The organism is Plantibacter cousiniae (nom. nud.), from assembly GCF_977070315.1.
The window spans coordinates 397066-414753 of record NZ_CDRVEU010000001.1 but is presented as its reverse complement, the minus strand read 5'-3'; the positions used below and the strand labels follow the sequence as shown (position 1 = coordinate 414753).

General features: G+C 59.4%; 23 protein-coding genes. 8 read left to right on the top strand and 15 right to left on the bottom strand.

What is annotated here, in order from left to right; all coding sequences use genetic code 11:
- The 8 genes from ACW55A_RS01910 to sctU are packed head-to-tail and all read left to right on the top strand — an operon-like array spanning position 1 to position 4925.
- Entirely contained in the window at positions 1–447 is a 447-nt protein-coding gene (locus ACW55A_RS01910) for a hypothetical protein (RefSeq protein ID WP_003365131.1), read from the top strand.
- Positions 448–453: 6 nt separating this feature from the next.
- Positions 454–1026 (top strand): type III secretion system protein HrpP, encoded by a 573-nt coding sequence (gene hrpP, locus ACW55A_RS01905; protein WP_455807834.1) that lies wholly within the window; start codon positions 454–456, stop codon positions 1024–1026.
- Entirely contained in the window at positions 1023–1739 is a 717-nt protein-coding gene (locus ACW55A_RS01900) for a hypothetical protein (protein WP_060708756.1), read from the top strand. The genes hrpP and ACW55A_RS01900 overlap by 4 nt, the downstream gene beginning before the upstream one ends.
- On the top strand, positions 1729–2130 hold the full coding sequence (locus ACW55A_RS01895) for a FliM/FliN family flagellar motor switch protein (protein WP_455807835.1): 402 nt from the start codon (positions 1729–1731) through the stop codon (positions 2128–2130). The genes ACW55A_RS01900 and ACW55A_RS01895 overlap by 11 nt, the downstream gene beginning before the upstream one ends.
- The gene (gene sctR / locus ACW55A_RS01890; protein ID WP_003409078.1) at positions 2127–2780 is read left to right on the top strand and encodes a type III secretion system export apparatus subunit SctR; all 654 of its coding nucleotides are present in this window, start codon (positions 2127–2129) and stop codon (positions 2778–2780) included. Before ACW55A_RS01895 ends, sctR begins: the two co-directional genes overlap by 4 nt.
- A gap of 7 nt (positions 2781–2787) precedes the next feature.
- The gene (sctS, locus tag ACW55A_RS01885) at positions 2788–3054 is read left to right on the top strand and encodes a type III secretion system export apparatus subunit SctS (protein WP_003339811.1); all 267 of its coding nucleotides are present in this window, start codon (positions 2788–2790) and stop codon (positions 3052–3054) included.
- On the top strand, positions 3055–3849 hold the full coding sequence (gene sctT / locus ACW55A_RS01880; protein WP_003433471.1) for a type III secretion system export apparatus subunit SctT: 795 nt from the start codon (positions 3055–3057) through the stop codon (positions 3847–3849).
- Positions 3846–4925 (top strand): type III secretion system export apparatus subunit SctU, encoded by a 1080-nt coding sequence (gene sctU, locus ACW55A_RS01875; RefSeq protein WP_498810426.1) that lies wholly within the window; start codon positions 3846–3848, stop codon positions 4923–4925. Before sctT ends, sctU begins: the two co-directional genes overlap by 4 nt.
- Before the next feature lie 398 nt (positions 4926–5323).
- Here sctU and ACW55A_RS01870 read toward each other — a convergent pair whose 3' ends face one another.
- From ACW55A_RS01870 to ACW55A_RS01800, 15 genes are all read right to left on the bottom strand, one after another.
- A complete protein-coding gene (locus ACW55A_RS01870) occupies positions 5324–5671 on the bottom strand; it encodes a hypothetical protein (protein WP_003365146.1) in 348 nt (115 codons plus the stop codon).
- A gap of 2 nt (positions 5672–5673) precedes the next feature.
- Positions 5674–5877: an HrpT family type III secretion system protein gene (gene hrpT, locus ACW55A_RS01865; RefSeq protein ID WP_003314144.1), complete on the bottom strand. Its 204-nt coding sequence runs from the start codon at positions 5875–5877 to the stop codon at positions 5674–5676.
- On the bottom strand, positions 5874–7979 hold the full coding sequence (gene sctC, locus ACW55A_RS01860) for a type III secretion system outer membrane ring subunit SctC (RefSeq protein ID WP_003433473.1): 2106 nt from the start codon (positions 7977–7979) through the stop codon (positions 5874–5876). Before sctC ends, hrpT begins: the two co-directional genes overlap by 4 nt.
- A gap of 1 nt (position 7980) precedes the next feature.
- Positions 7981–8421, bottom strand: coding sequence for a type III secretion system protein HrpG (locus tag ACW55A_RS01855; RefSeq protein ID WP_003415377.1), 441 nt, complete (start codon positions 8419–8421; stop codon positions 7981–7983).
- On the bottom strand, positions 8399–8623 hold the full coding sequence (locus tag ACW55A_RS01850; RefSeq protein WP_003314139.1) for a type III secretion protein: 225 nt from the start codon (positions 8621–8623) through the stop codon (positions 8399–8401). Before ACW55A_RS01850 ends, ACW55A_RS01855 begins: the two co-directional genes overlap by 23 nt.
- 83 nt (positions 8624–8706) lie before the next feature.
- A complete protein-coding gene (gene sctL / locus ACW55A_RS01845) occupies positions 8707–9288 on the bottom strand; it encodes a type III secretion system stator protein SctL (RefSeq protein ID WP_455807837.1) in 582 nt (193 codons plus the stop codon).
- 33 nt (positions 9289–9321) lie between these two features.
- Complete coding sequence (locus tag ACW55A_RS01840; RefSeq protein ID WP_003365149.1) at positions 9322–9849, bottom strand: hypothetical protein; 528 nt, start codon at positions 9847–9849, stop codon at positions 9322–9324.
- Positions 9849–10655, bottom strand: a complete 807-nt coding sequence (gene sctJ / locus ACW55A_RS01835; RefSeq protein WP_003433474.1) for a type III secretion system inner membrane ring lipoprotein SctJ — start codon at positions 10653–10655, stop codon at positions 9849–9851. The genes ACW55A_RS01840 and sctJ overlap by 1 nt, the downstream gene beginning before the upstream one ends.
- A gap of 8 nt (positions 10656–10663) precedes the next feature.
- Complete coding sequence (sctI, locus tag ACW55A_RS01830; protein ID WP_003314135.1) at positions 10664–11038, bottom strand: type III secretion system inner rod subunit SctI; 375 nt, start codon at positions 11036–11038, stop codon at positions 10664–10666.
- 27 nt (positions 11039–11065) lie between these two features.
- On the bottom strand, positions 11066–12091 hold the full coding sequence (hrpZ, locus tag ACW55A_RS01825; protein ID WP_455807838.1) for a type III secretion system effector HrpZ: 1026 nt from the start codon (positions 12089–12091) through the stop codon (positions 11066–11068).
- Between the two features lie 52 nt (positions 12092–12143).
- The gene (locus tag ACW55A_RS01820) at positions 12144–12470 is read right to left on the bottom strand and encodes a type III secretion system major pilin HrpA (RefSeq protein WP_455807839.1); all 327 of its coding nucleotides are present in this window, start codon (positions 12468–12470) and stop codon (positions 12144–12146) included.
- Positions 12471–12562: 92 nt separating this feature from the next.
- The gene (hrpS, locus tag ACW55A_RS01815; protein WP_003365153.1) at positions 12563–13471 is read right to left on the bottom strand and encodes a transcriptional regulator HrpS; all 909 of its coding nucleotides are present in this window, start codon (positions 13469–13471) and stop codon (positions 12563–12565) included.
- 45 nt (positions 13472–13516) lie between these two features.
- Positions 13517–14461 (bottom strand): transcriptional regulator HrpR, encoded by a 945-nt coding sequence (hrpR, locus tag ACW55A_RS01810; RefSeq protein ID WP_455807840.1) that lies wholly within the window; start codon positions 14459–14461, stop codon positions 13517–13519.
- Positions 14462–15537: 1076 nt separating this feature from the next.
- A complete protein-coding gene (locus ACW55A_RS01805; protein ID WP_498810419.1) occupies positions 15538–17076 on the bottom strand; it encodes a lytic transglycosylase domain-containing protein in 1539 nt (512 codons plus the stop codon).
- A 163-nt stretch (positions 17077–17239) separates the two neighbouring features.
- Positions 17240–17632 carry a hypothetical protein gene (locus ACW55A_RS01800; RefSeq protein ID WP_498810417.1) on the bottom strand — a complete coding sequence of 131 codons (393 nt, stop codon included), beginning with the start codon at positions 17630–17632 and terminating at the stop codon, positions 17240–17242.
- Between the last annotated feature and the right edge of the window lie 56 nt (positions 17633–17688).

Sequence of the window (17688 nt, the reverse complement as noted above, 5' to 3'; positions counted from 1 at the left end):
ATGGACGAACCACTGGAAGACGACCCGCAACAGGTTGCTCTGCATCAGGTGATCGGTCTGCTCACGCCACTGCGTCAACATCGTCAGGCCAGTGCCGAGCGGGCTCATCGCCAGGCGCAGTTGGAACTGAAATCGATGCTCGACCACTTAGCAGAGACCAGGGCGTCGCTGAATCAGGAACGCGAAAACCACAAGCGCCGCCGAGAGAGTCTGTCCCATGCGCATTTGCAAAGAACTCTCAGCCTGACTGATGTAGACGGCTGGCACGAAAAGGAAAGAACCATGCTCGACCGCCTGGCTTACATCCGCCAGGACGTGCAGCAACAGCAAATGCGAGTAGCTGAACAACAGGCGTTGCTTGAACAGAAACGGCTGCAAGCCAAGGCGTCTCAGCGCGCGGTCGAGAAACTCGCCTGCATGGAGGAGACGCTCAACGAAGAAGGTTAAGTGACGATGACCGCACCGATCAAAACCCCCGCCAAAGCGCCACCCGCGCCGAGTGCGCCGCCAGCCGCCTCGCGCCCCCTGCCTTCGCGGCGTCAGCCCGCGAGGTTCGATGACCAGCCGCCAGCCTTTACCGGTACGCCTCGGAGCGATGCGCAGAAGGTTCGTTTCGCGCTGAACCGTTCAGTGACCGACAGCCCGATGAGCGCCGACGGCATGTTCTTCTCGCAACTGCTGATACCGCTGGTAGGCGAAGAGCCGGATCAGCAGGGCTTCGGAGGCAGCGGTGTGGCCTTCTCCGCACAGTCCGAAAACGTACCGACGCAGTTGATCGACGAGCTGGCTCAGCGCTTGCCCGATCAGCCGGACGGTCCGCTGGCATTCAGTCTGCTCATGCCCAATCTGGGGAGCGTGCGGGTCAACGCCAGCAAATCCGAAAACCGCTGGAATATTCAACTGGGGTTTGGTCGGCGTGACGTTCTCAAGCGCTTGCAGGGCCAGGCCGGCGCATGCCGGGAATCGCTGGCACAGGCGCTCGGTCAGGACGTCGAGCTGGACATGCATGAAGACTTCACAGCATGAGCGCCCTGCGTCTGCGCAAGGTCGACGCTCTGCTGGCCCAAGCCACACGCGCACTCGGTGCCGGACGGCGTCTGGGCTTCAGCAGCCGCGGTCAGCACGCCGAACTGAGCCTGCTACCGCTGCTCGAAGACGCGCGGATACCCGCAGACGGTGTCTGGTTGAATACGGCGGTCGGCCCCTTGTTGCTGAGCGATGCCGAAGCGTTGCTCAGCCTGCTGGGCGAAGTGCCCTTCACGCTTGGCGGCGAGCACCAGGGCTGGTACTGGCAGTTGTTCAACCAGCGCCTGAGCCCGGTGGTCGCCGACCTGCTGGCGCCTGTTGCGCCGTTTTCCGACACCCCGACCGAGCTGGCCATCGGCTGCCGCGTTCACGTGCGACTGGGCAGCGAGCGACTGGATACCCGCCTGCACGCCACACCCGCCACCCTGCTCAGGCTTCTGGGTTCGGCTGACTGGCAGGTCTTGAATCGTAACCTGGACGAATCCTGGTCGGTGTCGACACCGCTGATCGTCGGCGAACTGTCACTGACCCGGGAACAAATCGCCTCGCTACGCCCCGGTGACGTGGTGCTGCCCGCCCGCTGCCGCTTCGACAGCGCCGGACAAGGGTCCGTGACACTCGCTGGCCGTCAATGGGCGGCCCGCACCGACCAACAGGCACAGCATCTTTTTCTGCAGCTCAGTCATGAGGAGCACAGTCACCATGAGTACTGAAGATCTGTATCAGGACGACGTCGAGATGCTCGACGACTATGAAGAACCGGTGCCTGAACAGGCTGATCAGCAACAGCGTGAAGACGAATACGCCGAGCACGCATTCGGCTACGCGGACAGCGACGCGGAGCATGAAGAGCAGTCGGGAGACCACCATGAATCGCCGATGCTCGATTCACTGGAGCTGGACCTGACCTTGCGCTGCGGCGAGCTCAGATTGACCCTTGCCGAACTGCGTCGACTGGACGCCGGAAGCATTCTTGAAGTCAGCGGCATCGCGCCAGGGCACGCCACGCTGTGCCACGGTGAGCAGGTGGTTGCCGAAGGCGAACTGGTCGACGTCGAAGGCCGCCTCGGTTTGCAGATTACCCGGCTGGTGGCGCGCTCATGATCATGGAGGGCGTCAACCCGATCATGCTGGCGCTGTTTCTCGGCTCGCTGTCGCTGATCCCGTTCCTGTTGATCGTCTGCACCGCCTTTCTGAAGATCGCCATGACGCTGCTGATCACCCGCAACGCGATCGGCGTTCAGCAAGTACCGCCGAACATGGCGTTGTATGGCATCGCCCTGGCCGCGACGATGTTCGTCATGGCCCCGGTGGCGCACGACATACAGCAGCGGGTCCATGAACACCCGCTGGAACTGAGCAACGCCGACAAACTGCAGAGCAGCCTCAAAGTGGTCATCGAGCCGCTGCAACGCTTCATGACACGCAACACCGACCCGGACGTCGTCGCCCACCTGCTGGAAAACACCCAGCGTATGTGGCCCAAGGAAATGGCCGATCAGGCCAACAAAAACGATCTTCTGCTGGCGATCCCGGCCTTTGTGCTGTCGGAACTGCAGGCCGGTTTCGAGATCGGTTTTCTGATCTATATCCCCTTCATCGTCATTGACCTGATTGTCTCCAACCTGTTGCTGGCACTGGGCATGCAGATGGTCTCGCCGATGACACTGTCGCTGCCGCTAAAACTGCTGCTGTTCGTGCTTGTATCGGGCTGGTCGCGTCTGCTCGACAGCCTGTTCTATTCCTATATGTGAGGCGGTGATGGAAGCGTTGGCGTTGTTCAAGCAAGGCATGTTTCTGGTCGTCATCCTGACCGCCCCGCCGCTGGCCGTTGCGGTGCTGGTGGGTGTGGTCACCTCGCTGCTGCAGGCACTCATGCAGATTCAGGATCAGACATTGCCCTTCGGCATCAAACTGGGGGCCGTCGGACTGACCCTGGCCATGACCGGCCGCTGGATCGGCGTCGAGCTGATCCAGTTCATCAATATGGCCTTCGACCTGATTGCCCGCTCCGGGGTCAGTCACTAAATGCCCTTCGACGCGCACAGCGCCTTTCAATTCATGCTGGGCATGGGACTGGCAATGGCGCGGCTGATGCCCTGCATGCTGCTGGTGCCAGCCTTCTGCTTCAAATACCTCAAAGGCCCGTTGCGTTATGCCGTCGTGGCGGTGATGGCGATGATCCCGGCACCGGCCATCACCCGGGCTCTGGAGTCCCTCGACGACAACTGGTTCGCAATCGGCGGCCTGCTGATCAAGGAAGCGGTACTCGGCACCCTACTGGGGCTTTTGCTGTATGCGCCGTTCTGGATGTTCGCCTCGGTCGGCGCACTGCTCGACAGCCAGCGCGGTGCGCTCAGCGGCGGCCAGTTGAACCCGGCGCTGGGCCCTGACGCCACGCCACTGGGCGAATTGTTTCAAGAAACCCTGATCATGCTGGTCATCCTCACCGGGGGGCTGTCGCTGATGACTCAGATCATCTGGGACAGCTACAGCGTCTGGCCTCCGACGGCCTGGCTGCCGGGCATGAACGCTGGCGGCCTGGATGTATTTCTGGAGCAGTTGAACCAGACGATGCAGCACATGCTGCTGTACGCCGCCCCCTTCATCGCGCTGCTGCTGTTGATCGAAGCAGCGTTCGCGATCATCGGCCTGTATGCGCAACAGCTGAACGTTTCGATCCTCGCCATGCCGGCCAAGAGTATGGCCGGCCTCGCGTTTCTGCTGATCTATCTGCCGACGCTGCTGGAACTGGGCACAGGTCAACTATTGAAGCTGGTTGATCTGAAGTCGCTACTGACACTTCTGGTGCAAGTGCCGTGAGCGAAAAAACCGAAAAGGCCACGCCCAAGCAACTGCGTGACGCGCGGGAAAAGGGTCAGGTGGGGCAGAGTCAGGACCTCGGCAAACTGCTGGTGCTGATGGCTGTCAGTGAAATCACCCTGGCCCTGGCTGATGAAAGCGTCAACCGCCTGGAGGCGCTGTTGTCGCTGTCCTTTCAAGGTATCGACCGCAGCTTTGCCGCCTCGGTCGAGCTGATTGCCAGCGAAGGATTCTCCGTACTGCTCAGCTTTACCTTGTGCAGCGTCGGTATAGCGATGCTGATGCGTTTGATCAGCAGCTGGATGCAGATCGGCTTTCTGTTCGCGCCCAAGGCGCTGAAAATCGATCCCAACAAGATCAACCCGTTTTCCCACGCCAAACAGATGTTTTCCGGGCAAAACCTGCTCAACCTGCTGCTCAGTGTGCTCAAGGCCATTGCCATCGGCGCGACGCTGTATGTGCAAGTCAAACCTGTGCTGGGTACCCTTGCAGTGCTGGCCAACAGCGATCTGACGACCTACTGGCACGCGCTGGTCGAGCTGTTCAGGCATATTTTGCGAGTGATATTGGGACTGCTGCTGGCGATCGCCATGATCGACTTCGCCATGCAGAAATACTTCCATGCGAAAAAACTGCGCATGAGCCACGAAGACATCAAGAAAGAGCACAAGCAATCGGAAGGCGACCCCCACGTCAAAGGCCATCGTCGGCAACTTGCCCAGGAGATCCTCAATCAGGAGCCCAGCGCTGCGCCCAAGTCGGTGGAAGACGCCGACATGCTGCTGGTCAACCCGACCCACTATGCGGTGGCCCTGTATTACCGACCAGGCGAAACGCCTCTGCCTCTGATTCATTGCAAAGGGGAAGACGAGGAAGCCCTGGCATTGATTGCCCGGGCCAAAAAAGCCGGCATCCCGGTGGTGCAAAGCATCTGGCTGACCCGCACGCTGTACCGCTCCAAGGTCGGCAAATACATCCCCCGCCCCACCCTGCAGGCTGTCGGCCACATCTACAAAGTGGTTCGGCAACTGGACGAAGTCACCGATGAAGTGATTCAGGTCGAAGTCGAGCTGTGATGGCTGTTTAGCCATACGCGTACCCTTCCAGCCAAGTGACCTCAATCGACGTTATCTCGTGGTCGTCGAAGCCTGCATGAATCACAGACAGCGTCATACCGGGTCATACCAGGCTGCATTGCCCATTGTCGGCCTGGATGTCGGGGCTGCGCCGTTGCCATGGCGCTTGACCAGGCCGCTGCTTGATGTCGGCTATGGTCTTTTTATCGCTGGCGTCCGCAGTTGGCCTGGTCGTCCCATCCTGATGGCAGTGCTCGCTGCCGGGGTGACAGCTGTGCAGTGTCGAAAACCGACCGAGCTCCGCATGACCAGTAACTGCCTGATGCTTTTGGATTGCATCTGCGCAAAAAAAGACCGCCCCAGATGGGGCGGTCTTCTTTTCACGCGGGTGTTATCTCCTAAGCCAGATGATCCAGGCCTGCCAGTATCAGCTCGTTTCGCCGGATATCATCCAGGTTGGTGACGGCATAGGGGGCGTCGCTCACCGCGTGCCACACCACGAAATCACGCCGCATATCCAGGAACAGAAAGTAGTCATTGAATCGTTCGGCTTGTGAAAACCTCAGTTGCAGCGCCTCTCTGAGTTGTTCGGGACGCAGCGCTCGACCCTCGATGTGCAGCGCAATGCCCCAGTCATGATGCTCGCGCCGGCTGACGAAAGACACTCCGTTTGCCACCGGCCAGACCGCAGGACTCTGCGCCGCAACGTTGTAGTAGAACGCTGTTTTCTCCTCGACCTCGATCATGTCTAGTCCCTTAACTTCACGACGGTGTAATCACGCTCGTGGTCCTGGTCGTCAAGACCGTCACGCATGTCCGGAGGCCACCAGATGACCAGTTCGCGGCTGGTGGAGTCCGGGCGTTTGCAGGCAGTTCCCGAACAACCGTGGGTGGCGCACCCGGTCAGGGTAGCGAACACCACCAACACGACTGCAACGCTGCTGATCTTCATGGCTTTGCCCCCCGGAGCAGTGATGGCCGGCTCTCTTTGGCCATTTTCGATATCTGTGGCTGACGTACCGCGATATACACTTCGCTTTCCTCGCCCGGTTGCAGCCATGCATGGGGCCAGGCGGCGACGCCGATGACCCAGCGACCACCGCAGCGACTCTCGTCGATCCGCACCGGTTTGTCGGTATTGTTGCGCGCGACCACGACAGCCACACCCCAGTCCTTGCGGGCATACCATTGCGAGCGCTGGCCATCGAGGCTCAGGCCCTGGCCCGGGTCACACAGGCTGTCGGTTTCAAAGGGCAGTGTTTCGCCATCATGCATGCCCTCTGGCGCAGCGCCATCAACCATCTGCGTGAAGACTTTCTGAATGTCGCCACGGGTAGGCAGCTCACCGCCGTCACGCCGTTCCTTGATCCTTTTCATCTGGTCATCGACGTCGTGAGGGTTGCCGTTCTGCACATAGCGAGCCGGGTTGACTTGGTCGCCAATCAGTCTTGGCGTCAGGATGAACAGGCGCTCGCGCTGGCTCAGTTCACGGCTGCGGGACTGGAACAGCAGCTTGCCGATGTAGGGAATGTCGCCCAGCAACGGAACCTTGTGGACCTTGTCGTTGGCTTCAAGACCATGGAAACCACCGATGACCAGCGAACCGTGCTCGGCTATGACGGCCTGGGTACTGACATTGCCTTTGCGCACACTTGGCTGCGTGTCATTGATGTCGGAGATGTCGATCTGACCATCCTCGATATCGACGATCAGTTGCACCTGAGGCTTGCCATCGTGATCCAGCGAGCGCGGAGTCACCTGCAGACTGGTGCCTGCGGTGATGGGCTCGATATTGGCCACGCGTTCCGAGGTCGCGGTGAGGTATTCGGTGCGACTGAAGTCGATCACGGCCGGCTGGTTTTCAAGGGTAAGAATGGACGGGTTGCCGATCACCGACGCCGAGCCGTTACCTTCCAGCGCATGCAGTTCGGCGGCGAACTTGCCGGCGTTCTGAATGAACAGGGTGGAGCTGGTGCCAGCGTCGAACATGTTGGCGCCCCCGTTGACACTCCCGGCATTGAAGTTCCAGCGGCTGGACAGTTCTGCCAGCTCGTTGCGATCGATGTCGAGAATCACGGCGTCGATTTCGATCAGGTTGCGCGAAACATCCAGCTCTTTGATGAGCTTTTCGTACATGGCCTTGCGCGAGGGCAAGTCGTAGATCAGCACGGCATTGTTACGGACATCGGCGGTTACACGGATGTTGGCCCGCCCGCCAGAGCGACTTTTTCCACTGCTTTTGCTGCCGCCGCCACCATAGTGCAGCACCTGATCGAGGCCCTGCTCCAACGCATTGGTATCGAGGCCGCTGGAGCTCATTGGCAGACTCGGAGTGTCCGGGCTGCCACCGCCCGCCAGACCGTTACCGCGACCGCCTCGCCCCAGCAGATCCATACCATTGATGGACCCGCCATGAGAACGGGTATCCAGCAAATCCTGGAGAATGCTGGCGACACCGGCGACCACCAGTTGTTGATCGCGATAGCGAATGGTGCGGTCCGCAGCACTGGCGTACTTGAGCGGAAATACGATGACGTCCTGCTTGTCGCCCTTTTCCGGCGCTTCGACTTTCTTGCTGTAATCGCGCACCAGTTCCACATATTTTGCCGGGCCGCGAACCAGAACCACGCCTTCGTTCGGCAATACCCCCCAACCGAAGCGCTTGTCCAGCAGCCCCACATCGGTCAAGGCAGTCTGCAGGTCATCCACCGCGTCGGAGGACACTTCGATGCGTGCCGAGGTGTGCTCGCTGGAGGGGCTGACGTACAACGTGTCGTTATACACAAACCACTGGAAGTGATATTCCTGGCCCAGACGGTCGAGAAACTCTTCCGGGCTCTGGGCGCGTATCCGGTCATCGAGGACTCCCGGGATGGGCGGCATGTCCAGCGCCATGCCGAATTCCTTGGCGAAGTCGGCCAGCGCTGTCGCCAGCTCGGTCTGCCGGGCATCGTAGGCGTAAGCCGTATGTTTCCAGGCTTCGGGGGTCACCGCCCACGTGGCGGGGGACAGCCCGATCAACAATAAAGGCAACCACATCAAGGCCTTGCGCATTTCAAACTCCCGGTTGCCGGTGATTGAGGGTCGTGCGCCCGGCTAAGGCGGGCACGGAATTGACCAGAGTGGTGTGCATCAGGCTGAGCAAGGCCGCGCGCTGATTGGCCAGGCTTTCCAGACGGTTCAGCAGATCGGCAAGGCCGCAGGGGCCAGGCATCCAGCTGACCAGCACCATGCAGCGCGTTTGCGGATCGATGGCGAACGCGCCGTCACAGGCACACGCCAGGCTGGCACCGCCGTGACTGAGCAATGCTTCGATACGCTGAGGGTCGTTGGCGTCATAGGGGTCGAGTAATTCGATGCTGCAACGGACTCCGCCACCCACCATTTCCAGCCGTGCGTTGGCGTCGTCGACCCAGCAGTCGAGCGGGCTCGCCGGACGCTGATCACGCCACAGGCCGACGACCTCCTCGAACTCACTGAAATCCATCGATGACATTTTTGGTCATTTTATAACCAGCCTGCTGGCATTGATCAGCGATGTTGGAGCTGACCGCAGCCTGCTGGCTCGCCTCACTGAAGGCATCGATGTCGTCGGCGGTGAAATGCCCATTGCCCCCGTCCAGCACGTCATCCACGTCGGACAACGCGCGAGTGAGCGTGGAATCGAGGTTATTTTGCAGGGATTTGAAATTTATCATGTCCTGATACTCCAGCAGAAAGGTTCAAACCTTGAGTGGAGCAAACAGGTGGAGCGGTTCCATTTTCGCCGCAAGAGTCTGTTTCAGGCAGCTGGCTCCGCGCCTGCCAGCCCATTGCGAAGGGTTGCCCAATCGATTTCGAAAGCGCCGTTGGCGTCGCTCAGGCGCAGGCTTTCGGTGGTCAGCGTCGCATCGCGCTTGAGCTCCCAGTGCTCTGCAAAACGGCTCTCTGCCAACCATTCGGCGACCGGCTCGGCCATCTCCGGATGAACGCTGAGTGTGGCCACTGCTTCGTTGAGCTGACTGGCTGCCAGGTTCCTGACCAGTGCCCGAGCGCGCTCGGCAAGGGTTGTTTCGTCGAGCAACTGGCACAATGCCTCAGTCAGCAGTTCCTCTACAGCAGTCATGGCCTGCCGCTGCAAGGCTTCGCGCTGAACATGCAGCTCGTCCAGAAAGACATTGGCACGCTCCCAGAACTGCGCAAGCGCCTCCTGATGCCGACGATCGGCTTTAGCCTGCTCAAGCACCAGCAGTTGCTCCGCCTGACGGCGCGCGTCAGTCAGAATGTCGCGAGCCAGCAAACTGTTGGCGATGTCTTCACGGCGCAATACCGGCTCGGGCAGCACCGCGTCGGCAGTCAAAGTAATACTGCGTTTGGCAAGCATGGGAGAATTCCTGGTGCAGAGAGGAGCGGATACTCAGGCCGCGGTGACACGCCATAGAACAGCCTGCCACAACGTCTGAAGTTTATTTTCGGGGGCCGCGCAAGGTCTGTCGGCGACCTCATCGGGCGCCCAGGCCAGACGCAATCGCGACCAATACTCAGGCCCGAGCCAGGCACCCAACAGCAAGCGCGCATCTTCACGCTCCAGCTCCAGCCAGACACCGGGGCGCAACGCTTTGGTCAGCGCCCAGCACCACTGCCCGTCATGGCCGTCGCTTTCGTTACGGGAAAAACAGATGCGCTGCGCCAGATCCAGCGCCTGATCACGCTGCACGGGCGTCAGTGCCAGCCAGTTCAAAACAGGCTCCGCAGGCATTGGCGGTTGACTTGGCGTGATGCCGATACTCTGCAGGAACACACTGTGACGGCTGACCATAAGGGCTTCACAGTCGCTGACGGTCAGTCCGCAGCGCTCGGCGAAGCGGCTTTGCCAGCCCGGATGTGCCCACGGCCAAGGATTACACCACCACTGAGTCCAATAGTCTTCGGCGGTCAGGTCCATCACGCGCGCGCCGGTACGGTCGAGCGACTCCGGCCGGCAAAGCCGATCCGCCGCAGCACTGAAGCGCGCCAGTCACTGCGCAACAGCAGCGCGGTGATCAGCAGCAATACCGCCAGGCCAGCCGGCACCAGCCAGAGCATCAGGTTCCAGAACGGCAGATTGGCGCTGTCCAGCTTGAACGGTCCGAAACTGACCCACTGTGTGGTTTCCTGAAACTCGGTAGCCGGTACGAACACAATGGAAAACTTTTTCGATTCTGCCGCTTGCGTCGACATGCCGGGGATACTGCTGGCGACCATCTGCTGAATGCGTCCGCGCACGCTGTCCGGGTCAAGCGCTGCGGAGTGTTTGATGAACACCGCAGCAGAAGCAGGTTGCACCGGTTCGCCCGGTGCGATGCGTTCCGGAAGTACCACGTGCACCCTGGCCACGATGACACCGTCTATCTGCGAAAGTGTCGCTTCGAGTTCCTGAGACAGGGCATAGATGTAGCGGGCGCGCTCTTCGAGCGGGGTCGAAATGACCCCTTCTTTCTTGAAGATATCCCCCAGACTGGCGCGGGACTGACGTGGCAGGCCGGCAGCGTTGAGCACCCTGACGGCGCGGTTCATGTCGCTTGTGGCGACGGTGACGACAACGCCGGTTTTTTCCAGACGTTTGCGCGCGTCGATATGCTGATCGGCAAGGCGCGCAACGACCTCGTTGGAGTCCTGCTCGGACAGGCCGGTGAACAGATCGGTTTCATCACTGCAGCCGCCGAGCAACACCATGCAAATCAGCAACAGCCCTGCGCTCAGAAATTTCACGGAAACCTCTACTGCAAGTTAGTCAGCTTGTCGAGCGCCTGCGCAGTCTTGCTCACCACCTTGGTGGTGAGCGCAGTCTGCAACGAGCATTGCGACAAGGTTCTGGTCATCGCCGCGATATCCAGCGCGTCTCCAGTCCCGGAGGCTTTCTTCATCGACCGCATCGCTTGCTGAGACATTTTTTCGGTTTCGCCCAGACCCCCGGAAATTGCGCTGGCGATATGCTCGGAAAGCGGCGCTCCACTTGAAACGCCGTCCGGCTGCGTGGCAGCGGTGAAGATGTCGACATCCGCCTGGGCCGGTTCTGAAACGAGCCCCTGTGGCACATCCTGCCCGAGTTCCGGCGAGATGCTTTTAACATTACCAAGGTGGGAAATGGTCACGTGAGTTCTCCGTCAGGCGGTTGTCGGTCAGGCCGCAGCCTGATTGCGGGTGCCTTGCAGCAGCGTACTGACCAGCAAGGTGGCGATTTGCGCAGCGCTCGACTGCACGTCGGTGCCTGTTTGCCCGGCATCCTTGAGCGTTGCCTCCAGGCCCTTGAGCAGCAAGCCGCCCAGCAACTGATCAAGATCCTGAGCGGACTGTCCGCCATTCGCCGACGTACCGGTCTGCGGGGTGTTTACGGGTGTGCCCAGTCCACCACCGGCCAATACCGATTGCAGGCCACGGTCGATAAGCTCGCCGATCAGTTGCCCCGCGTCACCACGGGTATTGCCGCTGTCACCGGGACCGGTATTGGCGTCGATCAGCGGATCACCCATCACGGACGAGTTGTTGGAAAAACTGCTCGGAGTGCCCAGACCTCCACCCGTCCCTGCCAGACTGCCAGCGTCACTCTGCTGATTACCCAGTTGCTGGCCAATGATGTCGAGTGCCGAACGGAACGCAGCCGTTTCGTCGCCATCAAGGAAGTTGTCTTCCTTGAGTTCGTTCACCCAGGAGCCCGAGTCCGGCTTGGGAAACTGTGCGGGATTGTCATCCATGAACTGCGCGATCTTGTTCAGCATCGGCATATCGTCTTTGGAGAAGCTTGTCCCGCCATCCTGCTTGGTCAGAAGATCATCGAGCATCGACTTGGCCAGGCCATTGAGCACCTGAGTCATCAGGTCCTGCTGTCCGGTACCCGAGGCGCTGTCCGCAGACGCGCCGAAGTTGTCACCGAGCTTTTCATGGATCAGCTTGTCCAGCGCAGCGATGACATCCTCGATACCGCCGCCCGCCTTGCCATCCGCGGCCATCGACTTGGCCAGCAGTTTGCCCAATGGCGAGCTGTCGTCGAGTTGACCATTGCGCATCAGTTCCTCGGCCAGCTTCACGACAACTTCCTGAAGCGCCTTGCTCGACGTACTGCCAGTCGTCTCGGCTTCAGGACGTACCAGGACAAGGGCCATTGCCGGGGTTTGCAGCGAGCTGCTGTTAAGACTGAGACTCTGCATCACAACCTCCTAAAAGTAGCAGCCCCCTCAGGTACGAAGGGGCGTCAAGAAATCAGAACTGGACGACCGAGTTCCGGATCTTGCTTGCGACGATCTGGTTGGAAAGCGCCTCTTTCTTGTCCTCAAAGCCCGCCAGCATGCTCGACTCGCGGAGCAGGCCGTTCTCTTCGTTCGCGGTGCCGTCAAGCTCGGCACTTTTTGCATCGCCTTTGCTGATGCTGGAGCGAGTAGCGTCGATGCTGTCAGTGCTGCCGATGTTGCTCACCAGTGCAGCATTACGGTCGGCGCTGCTCTTTACGCTGTTGATGCCCTGAGCGGCACCACCGATCGTGTTGACTACACCGCGACCCGCACCCGCCAGAGAACTCATGATAGTCATAACGTCATACCCCTTCGTCTGTACCAGCGTAATTGCTTGGTACAGCTAGGTGGCATGTGTCCGCGAATCGGTTCCAGATCTTCTGCAAAAAATCAGATGCTCAATTCCTTGATGCGACGGTAGAGCGTACGACGTGGAATATCGAGCTCCAGGCTGGCCGCGTCGATGCAATTGCGGTGGCGCTTGAGCGCTTGCTGAATCAAGGCCTTTTCGATCGCCCGCAATTGGAACTTGAGCCCGCACGCCATGTGCTCTTCGGTCTGCGAGTCAGCCCCCAGCAAGGGGAAGCCCAACACATGACGCTTTGCAGCGGCCTTGAGCTCGCGGATATTGCCGGGCCAGCGATGCCCCGTCAGTACCTGCTGCAGCAACGGGCATACATCGGGAATCGCGACGTTCAGTTCTTTGGCCGACGCCGCCACAAACCGAGTGAACAGCGGCAGGATACGCTCGGGCTGATCGCGCAGCGGCGGCAGTTTGAGGGTCAGCACGTTCAGGCGAAAGTACAGGTCGCGCCGAAACTTCCCCTCTTCGACGGCATCGTCCAGAGAGGCCTGAGCCGACGCAATCACACAGATATCCAGGTGGATCGTGGAGGTCGAGCCCAGACGCTCCAGTGCTCGGGTTTCAAGCACCCTCAGCAGCTTGGCCTGGAGGGCGAGCGGCATGCTATCGATCTCATCCAGATACAAGGTTCCACCCTGCGCCGCTTCGATGTAGCCCATTCGAGAACGGTCCGCGCCGGTGTAGGCTCCACTCACCACCCCGAACAGCTCGCTCTCGGCGAGCGATTCCGGAATGGCCGCGCAGTTCATCGGGACGAAGCGCCCCTGGCGCCCGGACATGTTGTGAATGCGCCGGGCAGTGGTGTCTTTACCGGTGCCGGTTTCGCCCGACAGCAAGACATCGATGCCGAGCTGCGAAATACTTTCGGCAACGATCCCCAGATTGGGTACGCGCTCCGCATCCAGGTCGTCGTCAAACTCATCATCGAGATTCATTTCATGACTCCAATGGCATCGGCGTTGCGCGAGCGCAGCGGCGATTCAGGACTCGGCTGCCAGGTCGATATGCGAAGCAACCCCCAGCTCTTTCATGCGGTGGTAGAGGGTCCGCCGGGGCAGTTCGAGTTCCTCGAGCACAGCGTCGAAATTGTGGCGATGCCGCTTCAAGGCATCCTGGATGAGCATTTTCTCGATGACGCGCATCTGCATGCGCAGTCCTGTTACCGGGTCACGCGCTTCGACCGGCTCGGCGCCCAGCAACGGCAATCCGAGGACAAATCGCTTGGCAGCGGACTTCAGTTCGCGCACGTTGCCGGGCCAGTCATGACTCAACAGGATCTGTACACGCCCATTGTCGAGCGTTGGAGCGGAGCGGCCGCACTCTGCGGCGACGTCCTGGGTGAACTGGTCGAACAATGGCAAAATCTGCTCGCGACGCTTGCGCAAGGCTGGCAACTGCAGTGTCAGCACATTGAGCCTGAAAAACAGGTCACGACGAAAAAGTCCTTGTTCCACCAGTTCATCCAGCGGGCGCTGGGCCGAGGCGATCACTCGCAGATCCAGGGGTATGAAGTCGGTCGAGCCCAGCCGCTCGACCCCCCTGCTTTCCAGCACGCGCAGGAGCTTGGCCTGAAGGCTCAACGGCATGCTGTCGATTTCGTCCAGATAGAGGGTGCCGCCGTTGGAGGCTTCGATGTAGCCCTCGCGAGCGCGGCACACGCCGGTGAACGCACCATTGACCACGCCGAATAGCTGACTCTCTGCCAACGACTCGGGGATGGCCGCACAGTTCATGCCGACAAAGGGCCCTGTCCTGCTCGACAGCTCGTGAATCCGGCTGGCCAGGGTGTCTTTGCCGGTGCCGGTTTCCCCGCAAAGAAGCAAGTCCATATCCAGTAGCGCACTGTGCATTGCAATTTGATGACCAGCCGATAATGCAGTTACGTTCCAACGCGTTCGAACGTCGTTATCAATGTCTGTGCTCATCGATCACTCTCATAGCGGGAGGAAGGCGGGATATTAATACCACGTCTTACAAGGCACACCTATAGTAATTTAGTTCCCCAACGACGGTAAAAAATTTCACAAACTCGAGAATCACTATCAAGTAGCGCCAGCACCTTAAGATTCGCTCGGTATAGCGAACGCGCTTTTACATGACCTTATTAATATATACTTATTCCAAAATTATCATAGACTTACGCTGGCCAAGCATCGCCGCAGGCCCCACAGCTGCTGGGGATCCGGGCGCATGCCCGATCAGGAGCCATAATGAAATCGAAAAATTTGTAACTTGCCAATCGTAGAAAAAACAGTTAGCCACCCCATGAACTTCGATGCCTCTGCACGGTGTGCCGCAACGCGTGAGTTCTTTGCAACAGTAGAAATCGATCAAACCAAAAGAATAAAGCACATGCACTTAATAGATTAACTTTCAATAACATTACAACTAACAAACTCAGGCATAAACCTGTCAATGTCCAACCTGTTCCACACGTTCGAATATAAAGTGCCGGACTGCAAAACAATGCCCGATAACTGGGCGGATACAACCAAGTTATCAGTCGGATTTCCGAACAGTGCCACATCGCTGATTTGGTTGGATCCAGAATCCCCCCATTTCTTGGGCCCATCTCGCGATAGCTTTTTGCCACACCTGCATTCGGTAATCCGAACGCGTCGCCTTTTCAGAATTTAGATTGTCAGGTTCTGAAAATGGCTAATCAGCTGAAAGGATTCACTGTAGGACAATCTGGCAATCAAGGATTAGGGCGCTGTGAACTTTTCCCTCCATAAGCAGCGCTGATACCTCATCATCACTGATGATTGTTTCAAAATATGTGTAAGTATTTCCTTACAATTCTTTACAAAGTTTGCATGATCCATTGAGAAACATATCTGGTACAGGTCGGCCAGCCGCCCTTTTTACGCCCCTATAACGGCAAAAAAAGGAGCAAAATTCTGCCTCCGAGGATTTCGGATACACACTGAAAACGCGAAAAAGCACTAAAAAAGATCAATTTTCAGGTGCTTTAAGGGCTCAGGAGAAAAAAATCGAGAGGTTATTGGCGTGGATCGCTCGCGTACACCACGACACGAGGACCGTTCGGCAGCTCACGCGGCTCATCGCGGTACGCAATCTCGTCGCGCTTGCGTGGCGACGAACGGTCATCGATGTACAGCCTCTTTTGTATCCGGCGGTCCAGTAACGAACGCTCGTTTTGCGATTCAAGCTGTGTCGCCTGCGACGACGCCAGACGCTCAGGCTGGATGGGGTCGGATACAGGCACCCGCTCGGCAGCCTTAACGGGTTGCGCGGCGCCGGGCAAGGGTTCCTGCCTGGCAACCTGCACCACTTTCGGTTGAGGTTCACGTCTGACCGGTTGCACCGATTCCGGTGCCGGCTCGCGCCCAAGCACCTGCATCAGGCCTACGGTCTGCTCGCGCGCTGCTGCTTGCAACGGTCCAGGCGTCGGAGCGCGCTCGGCCACCTGCGACGATGGCTGGCGCTCGATCACGCGCTTTCCGGAGCTGGGCGGGATGACAGCGGTTGTCGGCGACTCTCCGGTGATCCGCTCGATACCTGCAGTCAAAACCTGCGTGTGGGTCTTGGGAATCAGCAAGCGCCCCGGCCCATCCGGGGTCTTTTTTCGCAGGAATGCCGGGTTGAGGCGCAACAACTGCGCCTCATCTACCCCGGTGGTGGCGGCGAGCTGAGTCAGGTCTACCGTGTGGTTGAGCTCAACCACATCGAAATACGGCATGTTGGCGACCGGCGTCAGTTGCACGCCATAGGCGCCTGGATTACGCACCACCAGCGAGAGTGCCAGCAGGCGCGGAACGTAGTCCTGGGTTTCGCGGGGTAAATTCAAATGCCAGTAGTCGACAGGCAAGCCACGCCGACGGTTGGCGTCGATCGCTCGTGCAACCGTACCCTCGCCTGCGTTATAGGCCGCCAGTGCCAAAAGCCAGTCGTTATTGAACTGATCATGCAGGCGAGTCAGATAATCCATCGCCGCCTTGCTTGACGCTACGACATCGCGGCGGGCGTCGTAGGTAGCGCTCTGGTTCAAGTTGAACTGGCGACCGGTGGACGGGATGAACTGCCAGAGGCCCGCCGCCGCCGCCGGGGAGTTGGCCAAGGGATTGTAGGAGCTCTCGATCATGGGCAAGAGTGCCAATTCCAATGGCATGTTGCGCTCATCCAGGCGCTCGACAATGAAATGCAGATAAGGCGTGGCGCGCTTGCTGGCCCCGGTCAGGAAGCCCCTATTGTTCAGCAGCCAGTCACGCTGACGAGCAATACGTTCATTGACGCCCTGCCCGTCCACCAGCCGGCATCGCTGCGCTACCCGTTGCCAAACGTCCTCGCCGTTGTAGACGGGCAAATCGGAAACAGTCGTTGCAGCCAGAGGGTTTGCCTGCGCGTCGTCAGAGCGATGCCCCAGCCCGGCGACCAGTCGCGGTAAGCGGTCCAGGCGCGGCAGTGAGTCATCGACTGACTGACAGCCCACACACAGCGACCCCAAGGCCAGGACGGCGATCTGTATCGAACGAGCCAGCAAACGAGGAGACGAAACGTGGAGGGCAACGGCGGCCATGTGCGGAATGTCCTGAACGTGTCCCCCTACGTGGCACGCCCGCCTTTCCAGTTCCCTGCAACGCGTATTTCGCTTGCGTACGCACAAGCCTGAAACGTTTCAGCCAGCTGTTTTTCTGTGGAACCGGTGCCTTTCCCATGCCACACAGAAGCTGAAGGACTTTTCAAAGGGTTACAAAATCGCCGTCGTCGGGCGGCAAATGGAAAGGGAGATGCACCGTGCAGGCACCAACGGTCAACCGCAATACCGGTAACGTCATTTCGCCAGAAGCAACAGCAAGAGCCGACAACCCTTCAAATCTGCGGCAGCAAACTGAACAGCCGACCCAGCGCTCCTCACATTCTCTGGGGAGCATGGGAAAACGGCTGCTTAAAAGCGTCGGCAAGGTTTTCCAGACATCCAGGGCACCCCGGCAGTCGGCCGCCAGATCGCCCAGTACACAAACGCCCTCAAGCTCAGCGCCGCGCTCCAGTCGCGAGGCCGGCAGAAATACCGGTCGTGGCAATCGTTTGCCGGATAACCCGGCGCCGCGCAGCGACCAGCCTCCCAAGTCCATTCTGCGCACCAGTGCGAACAGGGCAAACGCGTCAGGGACGACGACGCATGAAATAG

Excerpts from the sequence above, each read along its gene's own strand:
- ACW55A_RS01910 (WP_003365131.1), top strand. The coding sequence starts at position 1 with ATGGACGAACCACTGGAAGACGACCCGCAACAGGTTGCTCTGCATCAG.
- hrpP (WP_455807834.1), top strand. The coding sequence starts at position 454 with ATGACCGCACCGATCAAAACCCCCGCCAAAGCGCCACCCGCGCCGAGT.
- ACW55A_RS01900 (WP_060708756.1), top strand. The coding sequence starts at position 1,023 with ATGAGCGCCCTGCGTCTGCGCAAGGTCGACGCTCTGCTGGCCCAAGCC.
- ACW55A_RS01895 (WP_455807835.1), top strand. The coding sequence starts at position 1,729 with ATGAGTACTGAAGATCTGTATCAGGACGACGTCGAGATGCTCGACGAC.
- sctR (WP_003409078.1), top strand. The coding sequence starts at position 2,127 with ATGATCATGGAGGGCGTCAACCCGATCATGCTGGCGCTGTTTCTCGGC.
- sctS (WP_003339811.1), top strand. The coding sequence starts at position 2,788 with ATGGAAGCGTTGGCGTTGTTCAAGCAAGGCATGTTTCTGGTCGTCATC.
- sctT (WP_003433471.1), top strand. The coding sequence starts at position 3,055 with ATGCCCTTCGACGCGCACAGCGCCTTTCAATTCATGCTGGGCATGGGA.
- ACW55A_RS01870 (WP_003365146.1), bottom strand. The coding sequence starts at position 5,671 with ATGATCGAGGTCGAGGAGAAAACAGCGTTCTACTACAACGTTGCGGCG.
- hrpT (WP_003314144.1), bottom strand. The coding sequence starts at position 5,877 with ATGAAGATCAGCAGCGTTGCAGTCGTGTTGGTGGTGTTCGCTACCCTG.
- sctC (WP_003433473.1), bottom strand. The coding sequence starts at position 7,979 with ATGCGCAAGGCCTTGATGTGGTTGCCTTTATTGTTGATCGGGCTGTCC.
- ACW55A_RS01855 (WP_003415377.1), bottom strand. The coding sequence starts at position 8,421 with ATGTCATCGATGGATTTCAGTGAGTTCGAGGAGGTCGTCGGCCTGTGG.
- ACW55A_RS01850 (WP_003314139.1), bottom strand. The coding sequence starts at position 8,623 with ATGATAAATTTCAAATCCCTGCAAAATAACCTCGATTCCACGCTCACT.
- sctL (WP_455807837.1), bottom strand. The coding sequence starts at position 9,288 with ATGCTTGCCAAACGCAGTATTACTTTGACTGCCGACGCGGTGCTGCCC.
- ACW55A_RS01840 (WP_003365149.1), bottom strand. The coding sequence starts at position 9,849 with ATGGACCTGACCGCCGAAGACTATTGGACTCAGTGGTGGTGTAATCCT.
- hrpZ (WP_455807838.1), bottom strand. The coding sequence starts at position 12,091 with ATGCAGAGTCTCAGTCTTAACAGCAGCTCGCTGCAAACCCCGGCAATG.
- ACW55A_RS01820 (WP_455807839.1), bottom strand. The coding sequence starts at position 12,470 with ATGACTATCATGAGTTCTCTGGCGGGTGCGGGTCGCGGTGTAGTCAAC.
- hrpS (WP_003365153.1), bottom strand. The coding sequence starts at position 13,471 with ATGAATCTCGATGATGAGTTTGACGACGACCTGGATGCGGAGCGCGTA.
- hrpR (WP_455807840.1), bottom strand. The coding sequence starts at position 14,461 with ATGAGCACAGACATTGATAACGACGTTCGAACGCGTTGGAACGTAACT.
- ACW55A_RS01805 (WP_498810419.1), bottom strand. The coding sequence starts at position 17,076 with ATGGCCGCCGTTGCCCTCCACGTTTCGTCTCCTCGTTTGCTGGCTCGT.
- ACW55A_RS01800 (WP_498810417.1), bottom strand. The coding sequence starts at position 17,632 with ATGGACTTGGGAGGCTGGTCGCTGCGCGGCGCCGGGTTATCCGGCAAA.